11 protein-coding genes and 1 pseudogene are annotated in these 13114 nt (G+C 74.2%); 6 read left to right on the forward strand and 6 right to left on the reverse strand.

Annotated features, from left to right (window positions below; translation table 11 throughout):
• Window positions 1-198 (reverse strand): annotated as a pseudogene (locus JWR81_RS30805) (serine/threonine protein phosphatase); the annotation flags it as partial.
• A 104-nt stretch (window positions 199-302) separates the two neighbouring features.
• Between JWR81_RS30805 and JWR81_RS30810 the strand changes: the two are divergent.
• Together JWR81_RS30810 and pgm are read left to right on the forward strand one after the other, a co-directional pair.
• Window positions 303-890, forward strand: coding sequence for an HAD-IA family hydrolase (locus JWR81_RS30810; protein ID WP_297660969.1), 588 nt, complete (start codon window positions 303-305; stop codon window positions 888-890).
• 50 nt (window positions 891-940) lie between these two features.
• Window positions 941-2569, forward strand: a complete 1629-nt coding sequence (pgm, locus tag JWR81_RS30815) for a phosphoglucomutase (alpha-D-glucose-1,6-bisphosphate-dependent) (protein WP_297660972.1) — start codon at window positions 941-943, stop codon at window positions 2567-2569.
• 10 nt (window positions 2570-2579) lie between these two features.
• Here pgm and JWR81_RS30820 read toward each other — a convergent pair whose 3' ends face one another.
• Window positions 2580-2819 carry a hypothetical protein gene (locus JWR81_RS30820; protein ID WP_297660973.1) on the reverse strand — a complete coding sequence of 80 codons (240 nt, stop codon included), beginning with the start codon at window positions 2817-2819 and terminating at the stop codon, window positions 2580-2582.
• A gap of 118 nt (window positions 2820-2937) precedes the next feature.
• Entirely contained in the window at window positions 2938-4614 is a 1677-nt protein-coding gene (locus JWR81_RS30825; protein ID WP_297660975.1) for a hypothetical protein, read from the reverse strand.
• 653 nt (window positions 4615-5267) lie between these two features.
• Between JWR81_RS30825 and JWR81_RS30830 the strand changes: the two genes are divergently transcribed.
• Both JWR81_RS30830 and JWR81_RS30835 read left to right on the forward strand, forming a co-directional pair.
• On the forward strand, window positions 5268-5594 hold the full coding sequence (locus tag JWR81_RS30830; RefSeq protein ID WP_297660976.1) for a hypothetical protein: 327 nt from the start codon (window positions 5268-5270) through the stop codon (window positions 5592-5594).
• A 45-nt stretch (window positions 5595-5639) separates the two neighbouring features.
• Window positions 5640-6596 (forward strand): NADPH:quinone oxidoreductase family protein, encoded by a 957-nt coding sequence (locus tag JWR81_RS30835; RefSeq protein ID WP_297660979.1) that lies wholly within the window; start codon window positions 5640-5642, stop codon window positions 6594-6596.
• Between the two features lie 238 nt (window positions 6597-6834).
• Here the strand turns inward: JWR81_RS30835 and JWR81_RS30840 are convergent, their stop codons facing one another.
• The 3 genes from JWR81_RS30840 to JWR81_RS30850 all read right to left on the reverse strand — a co-directional run bounded on the left by JWR81_RS30840 (window position 6835) and on the right by JWR81_RS30850 (window position 9329).
• Window positions 6835-8157 carry a serine hydrolase gene (locus JWR81_RS30840; protein WP_297660981.1) on the reverse strand — a complete coding sequence of 441 codons (1323 nt, stop codon included), beginning with the start codon at window positions 8155-8157 and terminating at the stop codon, window positions 6835-6837.
• Between the two features lie 99 nt (window positions 8158-8256).
• The gene (locus tag JWR81_RS30845) at window positions 8257-8664 is read right to left on the reverse strand and encodes a PPOX class F420-dependent oxidoreductase (RefSeq protein ID WP_297660983.1); all 408 of its coding nucleotides are present in this window, start codon (window positions 8662-8664) and stop codon (window positions 8257-8259) included.
• Between the two features lie 179 nt (window positions 8665-8843).
• On the reverse strand, window positions 8844-9329 hold the full coding sequence (locus JWR81_RS30850) for an Lrp/AsnC family transcriptional regulator (protein WP_297660985.1): 486 nt from the start codon (window positions 9327-9329) through the stop codon (window positions 8844-8846).
• 134 nt (window positions 9330-9463) lie between these two features.
• Between JWR81_RS30850 and JWR81_RS30855 the strand changes: the two genes are divergently transcribed.
• The gene (locus tag JWR81_RS30855; protein ID WP_297660989.1) at window positions 9464-11770 is read left to right on the forward strand and encodes a pyruvate dehydrogenase; all 2307 of its coding nucleotides are present in this window, start codon (window positions 9464-9466) and stop codon (window positions 11768-11770) included.
• Between the two features lie 115 nt (window positions 11771-11885).
• Window positions 11886-13114: AGE family epimerase/isomerase (locus tag JWR81_RS30860; protein WP_297660987.1), on the forward strand; the 1229-nt coding region annotated here is incomplete at its 3' end.

The following is a 13114-nucleotide window of genomic DNA, read 5'->3' on the forward strand; positions in this document are numbered from 1 at the left end:
GGCCGCGTCGGCGGCGGCGCGGGCGGCGACGGCGGCCGCCGCGGAGTCCCCGACCCCGTCCGCCACGGCGACGCCCAGCCCGTCCGGCCCGGCCTTCACGGCCACGGCGTCGGCGGCGTGCCGGCGTCTCCCGCGGTCGCTGGCCGATCCCGTGGCAGGGCGGTGTGGGGACGGGGCGGGTCGGGTGGCCGGGCGCACGGCGGACCTCCTGCGGAGTGGGGCGTGGCTCCAGGGTGCGCCCGATCTCTGGGAGGAACCTGTGGATCTCCCCTGATCTCCCTCCGCGGCGGTACCGTCACCCCGTGGAGCGCTCACGGACGGTCGTGTTCGATCTCGGCGAGGTCCTCGTGCCGTCCACGGGCGTGCTGCCACTGCTCGCCGCGGAGCTGGGCGTCGCCGACGAGGAGCTGGCCGCGGCATACTGGCCCGCCCGCGCGGCGTACGACCTTGGCGGCCCGTCCGACGTCTACTGGACGGCCGTGGTCACCGCGCTGGGCCGCGACCCCGAGCCCGCCCTGCTCCGGCGGCTGGAGCACCTGGACTCCGCGAAATGGTCGACGCTGCCCGCGCACAGCGCCGCCCTGCTCGACGGCCTGGCGTCCGACGGGGTCCGGCTCGCGGTCCTGTCCAACGCCCCTGCACCGCTCGCGGCGGCCGTCCGGACGGCCCCGTGGAGCTCCCTGATCGGCCACTTCGTGTTCTCCGCCGACGAGGCACTCGCCAAGCCCGACCCGGCGATCTACACCCGCGCCGACGCCGTCTACGGAACGGCGCCGCAGGACGTGGTGTTCTTCGACGACCGGGCCGACAACGTCGCGGCGGCCCGCGCGCACGGCTGGGACGCCCACGTCTGGACCGACCCGGCCGCAGCGCTGGACCGGCTGGCCTGATCCACGGCAGGCTGGGTCCCGTACTGCTCGACCATTCCCAGGAGACGCCGATGTCGACCGATCCCCGTGCCGGAACCCCCGCCCAGCCGGGCGACCTCGTGGACGTCGAGAAGCTCCTCGCCGCCTACCACGATCTGCACCCCGACCCGGCCGAGAAGAGCCAGCGGGTGGCGTTCGGGACCTCGGGGCATCGCGGCTCCTCGTTCTCCGCCACGTTCAACGACGACCACATCGCCGCCACCAGCCAGGCGATCGTCGAGTACCGCGCCGCGCAGGGCACCGACGGCCCGCTCTACATCGGGCGCGACACGCACGCGCTCTCGGAGCCCGCATGGGTCACGGCGTGCGAGGTGTTCGCGGCCAACGACGTGCACGTGCTCGTCGACGCCGCCGACGGCTACACGCCGACCCCGGCGGTGTCGCACGCGATCCTGCAGTACAACCGCGGCCGCACGTCCGGGCCGGCCGACGGCGTCGTCGTCACGCCGTCGCACAACCCGCCCGCCGACGGCGGCTTCAAGTACAACCCCCCCCACGGCGGCCCCGCCGACACCGACGCCACGAGCTGGATCGCGAACAGGGCCAACGAGCTGCTGGCGTCGAAGCTGGACGGAGTGAAGCGCCGGTCGCTGGATCGCGGGGCGCTCGGCCGCTACGACTTCCTCGGCGAGTACGTGTCGGACCTGCCGAGCGTCGTCGACCTCGACGCGATCAGGAACGCCGGCATCCGCATCGGCGCCGACCCGCTCGGTGGCGCGAGCGTGGCCTACTGGGGTGCCATCGCCGAGCGGCACGGCATCGACCTGACCGTCGTCAACCCGGACGTCGACCCGCAGTTCGGGTTCATGACTCTCGATTGGGACGGCAAGATCCGCATGGACTGCTCGTCGCCCTACGCGATGGCGTCGCTGGTGGCCGGCAAGCACCGCTACCCGATCTCCACGGGCAACGACGCCGACTCCGACCGCCACGGCATCGTCACCTCCGACGCCGGGCTGATGAACCCCAACCACTTCCTCGCCGTCGCCATCGGCTACCTCTACGCGAACCGGCCCGGCTGGCCTGCGGGCGCCGGCATCGGGAAGACGGCCGTCAGCTCGTCGATGATCGACCGGGTGGCCGCGGACCTGGGCCGGACGCTCGTCGAGACCCCGGTCGGGTTCAAGTGGTTCGTGCCCGGGCTGCTCGACGGCTCGCTCGGCTTCGGCGGCGAGGAGAGCGCGGGCGCGTCGTTCCTGCGGCGCGACGGCGGCGCATGGAGCACCGACAAGGACGGCATCATCCTGGCGCTGCTGGCGTCGGAGATGCTGGCCGTCACCGGCGAGAGCCCGTCGCAGCGCTACGCCGCGCTCACCGAGAAGTTCGGCGCCCCCGCCTACGCGCGCATCGACGTGGCCACCACGCCCGAGGCGAAGGCGAAGCTGGGCAGGCTGTCGGCGTCGGACGTGACGGCGGAGGAGCTGGCGGGGGAGAAGATCACGGCCCGGCTGACCGAGGCCCCCGGCAACGGCGCGGCGCTCGGCGGGCTGAAGGTCACGACCGACGGCGGCTGGTTCGCCGCGCGTCCGTCGGGCACCGAGGACGTCTACAAGGTGTACGCGGAGAGCTTCCACGGGCCCGAGCACCTCGCGCAGATCCAGGAGGAGGCGCAGCAGGTGGTGGCCGCGGCGCTGGGCTGAGCCCGCGGGCTCACCGGAGCGAGGCGACCCCCGCCGGAGCGCGGTCGAGGTCGGCCACCGAGGTGCCCGGACCGGCCAGACCCGCCAACGCGATCATGACCGCGAGGACGGCCACCACGGCTCCCCAGTCGTGGTGGCCGTCCCGGGGCGCCGTGACCGGCGCGGGAAGGGGTATCGGGAACGTCGTCGGAGGCGCGTCGCGCTGCGCGGGCACCGACCATTGCTTGGGTGCGCCACCCGGCTCGAACACGTACTCTCCTCGGCGCTCGCGGACGAAAGTGTTCGTCCACAGTGGTAGTCGGTGGTGGAGCCCTGAACGTGACCTGCGCGGGGCCGTTTTCAACAGATGTGATGAAACCCGTCCCCCATCAGGGGCGGGTGCGCACGTCGCACTCGACACGCGGCTGGGCGCCGGCGGCGGCGGCGCGGTACCCGGCGGTCACCGAGCGCCGCTGCCGTGCCACCTCGCGACCGGGGGTGCCGGTGCGCGCGAGCGCGAACAGCGCGAGCTCGCGGTGCACGGGCTCCTCGGCCCGCTGCAGGTAGCGCAGGATCTCCTGCGCCGCGCTGCGCCGGTTGCGGAACTCCACCCACGCGGTGAGCTCCGCCTCGGCGACGGCGGTGCGCAGCGCGGCGCACCGCACGACGACGTACTCGATGTCCTCGTCGGCGAACTCCCCGACGAGAGGGGCGTGCACGCCCTGCTCGGTGAGCATCTCGTGCACCGCCCACAGCCCGAGCGGGGTGAGCGCGACCAGCGTCGGGTCCGGGTCGTCGCGCCCGGCCAGCTCGGCGAGCTCGGCGTGGTTCTCGCCGTCGAGGCTCTCCTCGAGGTGCACTGCGCCGAGCAGCTCCAGCGCGTCGAGCAGCGCGGTGACGTCACGGCGCCACAGCCGCTGCTCGACGTCGCCCGCGAGGTCGTCGACGACGCAACCCATCCGCTGGTTCACCTCGTCGCGCACGGCGCGGTGGAACATCTCGACGGGGATCGCGTCGCCACCCGCGGCGTAGAGCTGGTGCAGCAGCATCGGGAACGCCTCACCCAGGCTCATCCCGAACAGCGACGGCGCACCGAACACGTTGGACCCGCCGAAGTGCTCGCCGATGCCGCCGACCGCCTCGAACGCGCGGCGCCACATCTCGATGGGGCGCGACAGCAGCGGCGCGGCGCTGCGCACCTGCACCAGCCGCCCGTGCACCACGCGCACCAGCCGGGCCTGCCGCGCCCATGCCAGCAGCAGCGTGATCTCCGGGAGGTCGTCGGCGGTGCGGGCGCGGTCGCGGGAGAAGTGGTCGAGGTCCAGCGCGTCGGCCACGGCGCACGCGTCGCCGAGGAGCAGCCTGCCGTCGCGGGTCAGCGCGCGGCCGGCCCGCACCCAGCGGGTGAACGCGCGCAGCCGGGCGAGCGCGACGCTGGAGTCGGCGGCGACCAGCATCGTCGCCGCGCCCGGGAGCAGCACGGGCGGCAGCGGCACGGACACCGGCTCGGGGGTCTCCGCGGCCTGCCTGCGGATGATCTCGGCCAGCGCGGAGCGGTCGACCTCCACCTCGCCCGCGTCCACGCGCTTGAGGAACAGGGCGACGGCCGACGGGTCGGCGGTCGGCACGCCGTGGCGCAGCATCTGCACCGCCCAGAACGTGCCGAGGTCGTGGTTGCGCTCGTCGTCCAGCGCGTCGTGCAGGGCGGGCGTGGAGTCCTCGATCTGGGCGTGCAGCTCCTCGGGCGTGTCGGAGCGAGAGTCCAGCCAGTCGTTCTCGGCGAGGAAGCCGATCAGCGCGTGCAGTGCGGCGGGGACGGTGTCACGGTCGTCCTCCAGGAGGGCGACGGTGCGGGGGAACCACACAGCCAGCGCCTCGGCGACGTGCGCGCGCGTCCAGTGGCCGAGCCTGCCGTCGACGCCGTGCTTGTGGTCCAGCGCCGCCGCGACGAGCGAGGGCTCCACCTCCCGGCCCTGCCGGCGGGCACGGGCCACGATGTGCAGGCGCAGCCGATCGCGGACAGACGAGTAACCGTCCATGTCATCGGGGCCGAACACGAGTCGCACTGGGCCCACCTTCTCAGCCGCCGGATCCTCCCGAACGAGGGGGAGGGGGTGATCGCCCACCTCGCTGATGTGCTCACCCGGGGCGACCAGAGGGGTACCAGGTCGGACGCCGGACACCCGGGCGTGTGGACCTTCGTGAGGTCGTCGGCTTCAGCTCCTCGTCGGTCCGCGGTCCGCCGTTCCGGGTCCACCACGCCATGGCGCGCCCACCCCACCTCGTCCGACCGGTCCGCGGAACGCCCGGCCCCCGAGATCCCGTCCGCGGATCACGGAAAGTAGCCGAGAGCGGGGTATGCGGGATACCGCCGTCCGGTCAGCACGGGATCGGCTGCCGGGCCTGGTGCACGACGCGGGCGGGATGGTGCGCCACACCGTCCGACCGCTGACGACCTCGGCGAGGTGCGCAGGTCGGCCGCGGAGGCGAGTGCCGGAGAGCTGGGCACGACGGCCGCGGTGTGCAGCGGGTCGCGCGCGAACGCGCGGAGGAACAGGGCGGTGTCGGCCGGGCGCGACATGGGCTCGACCGGAGGAGTCGCAGGTGAACGTCCGGCGTCCCCGGACCGTAGGGCAGGGGGCCTTCCAAGTCGATCGCCGCCCGCCTACGGTAGACGTGAGTGCGATCACGTAACCACGATCACAACAAAGGGGACGCCGTGCACCCACACCGGCTCCAGCAGCTCGTCGCCTCCGTGCCCGACACCGCCGACGCCGAGCAGCGCGCGAAGCTGCTGGCCCACGTCCAGACCTCCGACGGCTGCCGCACGCGCATCGAACGCGTGCGAAGCGAGCTGGAGGAGGTGCTCGAGGGCGGCGACGTGCCGAGCGGTGACCGCGCTCTCGACCTGGCCTGCCAGCTCGACGGCCTGGAGCGCGTCCAGCAGCGCGTCGACGGCTGGCTGGTGGCCCTCGTCGACGAGCTGAGCCACCCCCCGCACCTGGAGGCCGTGCACGCCCACTACGGCGACGGCGTGCCCGCCTGACCGGGTATACCTGCGTCGAGCAGTCCTCGACGAAGGGATCGACGCGTGCGCGCGGTGCAGGTGGTGGCGTTGGACGGGCCGGCGGCGGTGCAGGTGCGGGAGGTGCCCGAACCGGTGCGGCAGCCCGACCAGGTGCTGGTCGACGTCCGCGCGGCGGGTGTCAACTTCCCCGACGTGCTGCAGAGCAAGGGGCAGTACCAGTACAGGCCCGACATGCCGTTCACGCTCGGCTCGGAGATCGCGGGCGTCGTCCGCGAGGCGCCCGAGGGCTCGCCGCTGAAGCCTGGTGACCGCGTGGCCGGCTTCCCCGGTACCGGCGCGTTCGCCGAGGTGGTGGCGGTGTCCGCCGACCACGTCCTGCCGCTGCCCGACGAGGTCGGTTTCGCCGCGGGCGCCTGCCTCCCGATGAACTACCTGACCGCCCACTTCGCCCTGCTGGTGCGCGGTCACCTGCGCAAGGGCCAGCGCGTGCTCGTGCAGGGGGCCGCGGGCGGCGTCGGCACGGCCTGCGTCCAGCTGGCGGCCGCGGTGGGCGCGCACGTGGTCGCGGTGGTGTCCACCGATGCCAAGGCGGAGGTCGCACGGGCGGCGGGGGCGCACGACACGGTGCTCGTCGACGGGTTCCGCGACGCCGTGAAGGCGCTCGGGCCCGTCGACATCGTGGTGGACCCCGTCGGCGGCGACCGCTTCACCGACTCGCTGCGCTGCCTCGCCCCCGAGGGCAGGCTGCTCGTGATCGGCTTCACCGCGGGCGACATCCCCACCGTGAAGGTGAACCGGTTGCTGCTCAACAACATCGACGTCGTCGGCGTCGGCTGGGGCGCCTTCGCCATGGCCCGCCCCGGCTACCTCGGCACGCAGTGGGCCGAGCTGGAGCCGCACCTGCGCAACGGAGCCCTGGACCCCCTGATCAGCGCCACCTTCCCGTTGGAGCGGGCGGGTGACGCGCTGACGCGGATCGACGAGCGGCAGGTCACCGGCAAGGTCGTGCTGGAGGTCTGACGCGGGCGGCCCAGGGGGTCACCGTGATCACCGCGTGTGGGCAGGGGCGGCCGGATGCGGCCCGTCCTGACCACAGACGACGATCACGCCGGCGGCGGGCTCGTGGGCACCGTGTCGCGGCGCCGGTCCGGCCCGGCCGTTCCCTCCGCGGTACGGCGGGCGGGGCCGATCGCCCCCGACACCGTCCGCCCGCCTCCCGCTCGTCGTCGAACGGAGGCGGACGACCGCAACGAGGTCGTCATGCGTGCCAGCCCGCGCCGTCCACCCCGCCGGGCACGGGCGCCGCGGGGTCGTACGGGGTGCGGGTGAAGACGAAGGTGGCCAGGTTCAGCGCCACCGGGTCCAGCCGCAGCGTCTCGCCCGCGAAGTAGCCGTCCAGGCCCACCCAGGTGCCGTCGGGACGTGCGACGAACCGCGACGAGCGACCGGGCCGCCCCAGCCCGCCGAGGTGCAACATTCCGCCCGGGATCGCCCGCAGCACGTACGGCGACGGTCCCCAGAACCACGGCCCGAGCAGGTCCAGCGGCACCGGCGACGGGCTCGGGGCCCACGCGTCGACGATCCTCGGCTCCGCGGCGCGGACGTCGGCCAGCAACCCGGCGGGCAGCCCGCCGTCCATGCCGGTGGTGGTGTTGCCCAGGGCGAGCGCGGCGGTGCCGTCCTCGCGGTCGGCCCAGAGCCCGGCGAGGAAGCCGGGCATGGAGCCGCCGTGGCCGACGAGCGTGACGCCGTCCACCCGCTGCACCTGCACGCCGAGGCCGTAGGACGACCAGCCCGGGCTGGCGGAGTCGATGCCCGCGGGCAGCGTCATCTCCTCGACGGTGTCGGGAGAGAGCACGTCGCCGGTGTCCCCGAGCAGGAACGACCCGAGGCGGCCCAGGTCGGTGGCCGTGGCCCAGAGCTGCCCGGCCGGGGCCATGGCGACGGCGTGGTGCTCGGGTTCGGCCATCACCACGTCGGCCCAGGGGTGCACGGCCGTGCCCTGTGCGGCGGCGCCGGACGGCCGCGGCGTCGTGCGCGCCATGCCCAGCGGCAGCAGCACCTCGTCGCGGGCGACGTCGGCCCACGCGCGTCCGCGGATCCGGGCGACCAGCTCGCCGAGCAGCCCGAACCCGAGGTTGGAGTAGTGGAAGCGGCGCGCCGCGGGCAGCACGACATCGGCGTCGGAGAGCACGAGCCCCTCCAACGTCGTGCCCGGGGTGCGCTCCCACCACAGTCCGGGGCTCTCCGACCCCGCCCCGGCGAGGTGCGAGAGCAGCTGTCCCAGTGTGCGGTCGCCGAGTGGGGTGCCGGGGAGGTGCTTCTCGAGGGGATCGTCGAGGTCGACCGCGCCTTCGTCGCGCAGCCGCATCACGGTGATCGCGGTGACGGTCTTGGAGATCGACCCCAGCCGGTACTGGACGTGGGTGTGCGGCTCGGCCACGGCGCCGCGGCCGGCCGACCAGACCAGCTCTCCGTCGCGGACGACGGCCGCGACCAGGGAGGGGACCCGGCCGTCACGCTGGGCGCGGGCGGTGCGGGCGAGCAGGGTACGGGCGGTGGAGGGGAGCAGATCGGTCACGGCCCGCACGCTATCCGGGCGCGTCGGGACCGCTGCACCGGCGGAGTCGGAGAGGGCGCGGTGAGCGTTCGCGGGGGTGGACGGACCCGGTCGTGCCGGTCAGGACAAGCTCGCGAAACGTCCCCACCCGTGCCAGGTCTGGATCTCTACCACGCCCACGACCCGCTCCCGGTCCCGTATCGGGTACGCCTGTCCGGTGTAGTGCCGGGCGATCTCGTCGATCGAGGCCAGGTTCGGGTCGTCGCTGAGCGTGATGCGCCCCTGCACGCTGACGTGGGTGCCCCAGTCGTTGTCGTCGAGGATCGTGAGCGAGACCCGTGGGTCGCGCCGGACGTGCGCGAGGCGTCGCCGCCCCGCGTCCATGTTCACGATGATCTGCCCGTCCTTGTACAGGTACCACGTCGCGACGGTGACCGGCGCGCCGTCGGCCCGCAGCGTGGCGATCACCGCCGGGTTGGGGCGTCGCAGCATCTCCTCGACCTCGGGCGGCAGCGGCGGGGGCGCCACGGCGCTCAGCCCCCGACCGGGTGCGGCGCGGTCACGGTGACGTCCAGGCGGTGCGACACGGGGTACCTCCACGTGATCGGGTGCCGGTGACGGTACGACCCTCCACCGTCCGGTGGGGAGTCACTACACCCTGGGAGGGCGAACCGGCGTGCGGACCTCGGCCCTGCGGGCCGACCCGATCACGCCTGCCGCGGGCCGGCGATCCGTTCGAGCAGCGGGGCCAGCCGGTGCTCCACGAGCCGCCGCATCACCAGCGACGTGGACGTCCGCTCGACGCCCTCGGTGCCCAGCAGCTGACCGGAGATGCGGTAGAGGTCGTCGGCGTCACGGGCGACGACCTGCACGAGCAGGTCGGTCTGTCCGGAGATGCCGAGCACTTCCACCACCTCGGGCACCTCGTCGAGCGCGGCGGCGACCTCGGCGAGCATCCGCTGAACCACCTGCACCGTGACGAACGCGGTGAGCGGGTAGCCCAGCGCGGCCGGGTCGATCCGCCGTTCGAACGAGCCGAGCACGCCGCGCGCCTCCAGCCCGGCCAGCCGGGCCTGCACGGTGTTGCGCGAGAGCCCCAGCTGCTCGGCGAGCCCGAGCACCGACGCCCGTGGGCTCTCGCCGAGCGCCAGCAGCAGGCGGGCGTCGGTGGCGTCCACCTCGTCGTTGCGCACTCTGCCCGCCTTCCCACCCAACGGATCCGCCAGAACTGAGCACTCTGCTCGGCGCATGTGCCTTCGGTTGTGCAGTCATCCTTGTGGTGGTGCAGTTGTGCGTCAACATGGGAGGTCGAGCAACGGTGACGGGCATCCAGGAGCGGGCCGCAACGGCGGCGTCGGACGAGGTCCTGCGCGAGGTGGAGCAGCGCGTGCTGTGGCTGTCCACGGCGATCGTGCACCACGCGAACCGGGTGCGGCCCAACCCGGGCGGCCTGAAGGTCGGCGGGCACCAGGCGTCGTCGGCGTCGCTGGTGTCGATCATGACGGAGCTGTGGTTCGAGCACCTGCGCCCGGAGGACCGGGTGTCGGTGAAGCCGCACGCCTCGCCCGTGCTGCACGCGATCAACCACCTGCTCGGCGAGCTGGACACCCCCTACCTGGAGACGCTGCGCGCGTACAAGGGGCTGCAGAGCTACCCCTCGCGCTCGAAGGACCCCGATCCCGTCGACTACTCCACCGGCTCGGTCGGCATCGGTGCGACCGCCCCGATCTGGGGCGCGCTGGCCCGCCGCTACGTCTCGTCGATCAGGCCCGAGGTGGGGGTGGGGCGCCAGTATTCCCTGGTCGGCGACGCGGAGCTGGACGAAGGCGCGTGCTGGGAGGCGATCCTCGACCCCATGGTGGGTGAGCTCGGCGAGGTCGTGTGGATCGTCGACCTCAACCGGCAGTCGCTCGACCGCGTCGTCCCCAACATCGGCGCCACCCGCCTGCAGGGGATGTTCGAGGCGGCGGGCTGGCAGGTGCTCACGGTCAAGTACGGCCGCATCCTCGAGGAGCTGTTCACCCGCCCCGGCGGGGACGCGCTGCGCCGTCGCATCGACGAGATGCCCAACCCGGAGTACCAGCGGCTGCTCCGCTGCACCCCCGCCCAGCAGCGCGAACGCCTTCCCGGGGACGACCCGGAGCTCGCGGAGCTGGTTGCCGGGCTGGACGACGCGACGCTGCACGCGGCGATCCGCAACCTCGGCGGCCACGACCTCGCCGCCGTCGGCGACGCGTTCCGCGCGATCGACGACACCCGCCCCACGGTGATCTTCGCCTACACGGTGAAGGGCTACGGCCTGGCCAGCGAGGGCCACCCGCAGAACCACTCCTCGCTGCTCACCCACGAGCAGATGCAGGAGCTGGGGGAGCGGGTCGGCTGCTCGGTGGACGACCCCTGGGCGCCGTTCCCCGATGGCTCGCCCGCGGCCGCGCTGTGCGCCGAGGTGGGTGCGCGGCTGCGCCGCGAGCCCGTGCCCGCGCCGGTCACACCGTCGCTGCCCGTCGACATCGGCCGTACGCCGTCGGGCACGGCCACCACGCAGGCCGCGCTGGGCCGGGCGTTGCTCGACCTCACCCGCGAGTCGCCGGAGGCCGCGCGCCGCGTGGTGACGCTGTGCCCGGACGTCTCGTCGTCGACGAACCTCGGCGGCTGGGTCAACAAGGTCGGTGTGTGGTCGGCCGCGGAGCGCGTGGACTGGTTCGCCGACGACCCCGAGACGATCCTGCACTGGCGCGAGCGTCCCACCGGCCAGCACCTGGAGCTGGGCATCGCCGAGACCAACCTCGTCGGGCTGCTCGGTGAGCTGGGCGCCACGTGGAGCCGGTGGGGCGAGCCGCTGCTGCCCATCGGCGTCATGTACGACCCGTTCGTCGAACGGGCGCTGGAGCCGTGGTCGTTCGGGATCTACGCGGGCGGGCAGTCGATCCTCGTCGGCACCCCGTCCGGGGTGTCGCTGGCGCCGGAGGGCGGGGCGCACCAGTCGATCACCACGCCCTCGGTCGGGCTCGAGCAGCCCGGCTGCGTGTCCTACGACCCCGCGTTCGCGATCGACGTCGAGTGGACGCTGCTCGCTTCGCTGGCCAAGCTCGGCCGCGCGGGAGGCAGCTCCGCCTACCTGCGGCTGTCGACCCGGCCCGTGGACCAGACCCTCGCCGCCGTGCCCGCCGACCCGGCCGCGCGCGAGCGCCGTCGCCGTCAGGTGGTGGCCGGCGCCTACCCATTGCGCCGGGCCGCGGGGACGCCCGCGGTGACCATCGCGGCGATGGGCGCGGTGGTGCCCGAGGCACTGGCCGCCGCCGACCGGCTCATTGCGCAGGGCGTCGAGGCCGACGTGGTGTGCGTGACGAGCGCGGGGCTGGTGTTCGAGGCGCTGCAGGCCCGGTCGGGGCGAGGCTCGGGCGAGAGCTGGGTGCTCGACGCCGCCTTCCCCGCGCGGCGGGCGGCCCCGATGGTGACGGTGCTCGACGGGCACCCGCACACGTTGGCGTTCCTGGCCGGGATCAACCAGGTCCGCGCGGCGCACCTGGGGGTCTCGGCGTTCGGGCAGTCCGGCGACCTGGACGACGTCTACCGCCACCACGGCCTCGACGCCGACAGCCTGGTCCGCGCGGCCCTCGATCTGACCGACTGACCCGCGGCCGCATCTGCCGCTGCAGCAGGAAACGGGGCCGGCGCCCGCCCGTAGCTGCTGCACCGCCGGAACGAGGAGCGCCACGCCCGCCGGGTTCGGCGGCCCGGGGCCGTGCGTGCCGGTCCCTCCCGATCTCGCAGCCGTCGCGCGTCCTCGCCGCGCGTCGGCGTGCCGCGAGGACACCCCGACGCGCTGCGAGGTGGCGGTGGTGGACCGGGGGGCGTCCGGCGGGCAGGGTGGCGACGTGATGGATCTCGACGCGGAGTTCCGGCGGCTCGTCTCCTTCGGGCCGGACGTGGTGCACCCCGACGGTGGCGCGGCCTGGCTCGACGACGACGGCGAGCCGCTGCTCGACCGGCCCGTCCTCGTCTACTCCACGGCGCGCATGGCCCACGTCCACGCGCTGGCCGCGATGGCGGGGATCGCGAGCTCGGAGCCGCTCGCCGACGCGCTGCTCGCCGCGCTCGCCGGACCGCTGCGCGATGCCGAGCACGGTGGCTGGCGGGCGTCGTCGGTGTCGGACGCGAAGGCGGCCTACGACCACGCGTTCGTGCTGCTCGCGGCGTCGACGGCCACCGTTGCCGGGCACCCGGCGGGCCCCGCCCTGCTGCGGGACGCGCTGACGGCGCACGAGCGGTTCTGGGAGCCCGACGCCGGCATGGTGTGCGACCTGTTCGACGGCACCTGGGCCCGTCGCGACGACTACCGCGGCCTCAACGCCAACATGCACACCGTCGAGGCGCTGCTCGCCGCGGCCGACGCCACCGACGACCCCCGCTGGCGGGAACGCGCGCTCCGGATCGCCGCGACGGGCGTCGAGCGTTGGGGCCGGGCGTTCGGCTGGCGCCTCCCCGAGCACTTCACGCCGGCGTGGGAGCCGATGCCCGAGCACCACCGCGACCGCCCGGACGACCCGTTCCAGCCCTACGGCGCCACGATCGGCCACGGCCTGGAGTGGTCACGCCTCCTGCTGCACCTCGAGGCCGCCCTCGGGCCCGGGGCGCCGGCGTGGCTGCGCCCGGCCGCGGCGGCGCTCTACGACCGTGCGGTCACCGACGGCTGGGCCGCCGACGGCGCCGACGGTTTCGTCTACACCACCGACTGGTCCGGGCAGCCCGTCGTGCACGACCGCATGTGGTGGGTGGCGGCGGAGGGTGCCGCCGCGGCCGCCGCTCTGCACGCCGTCGCCGGCGATCCCCGCCACGCCGCGCACGCCGACCGCTTCTGGGCGTTCATCGAGGAGTTCCACGTCGACCGCGAGCGCGGCTCCTGGGTGCACCAGCTCGACCGCCACAACCGGCACTCGCCCACCGTGTGGCCGGGCAAGCCGGACCTCTACCACGC

Source organism: Pseudonocardia sp. (assembly GCF_025965585.1).
Classification (GTDB): Bacteria; Actinomycetota; Actinomycetes; order Mycobacteriales; family Pseudonocardiaceae; genus Pseudonocardia.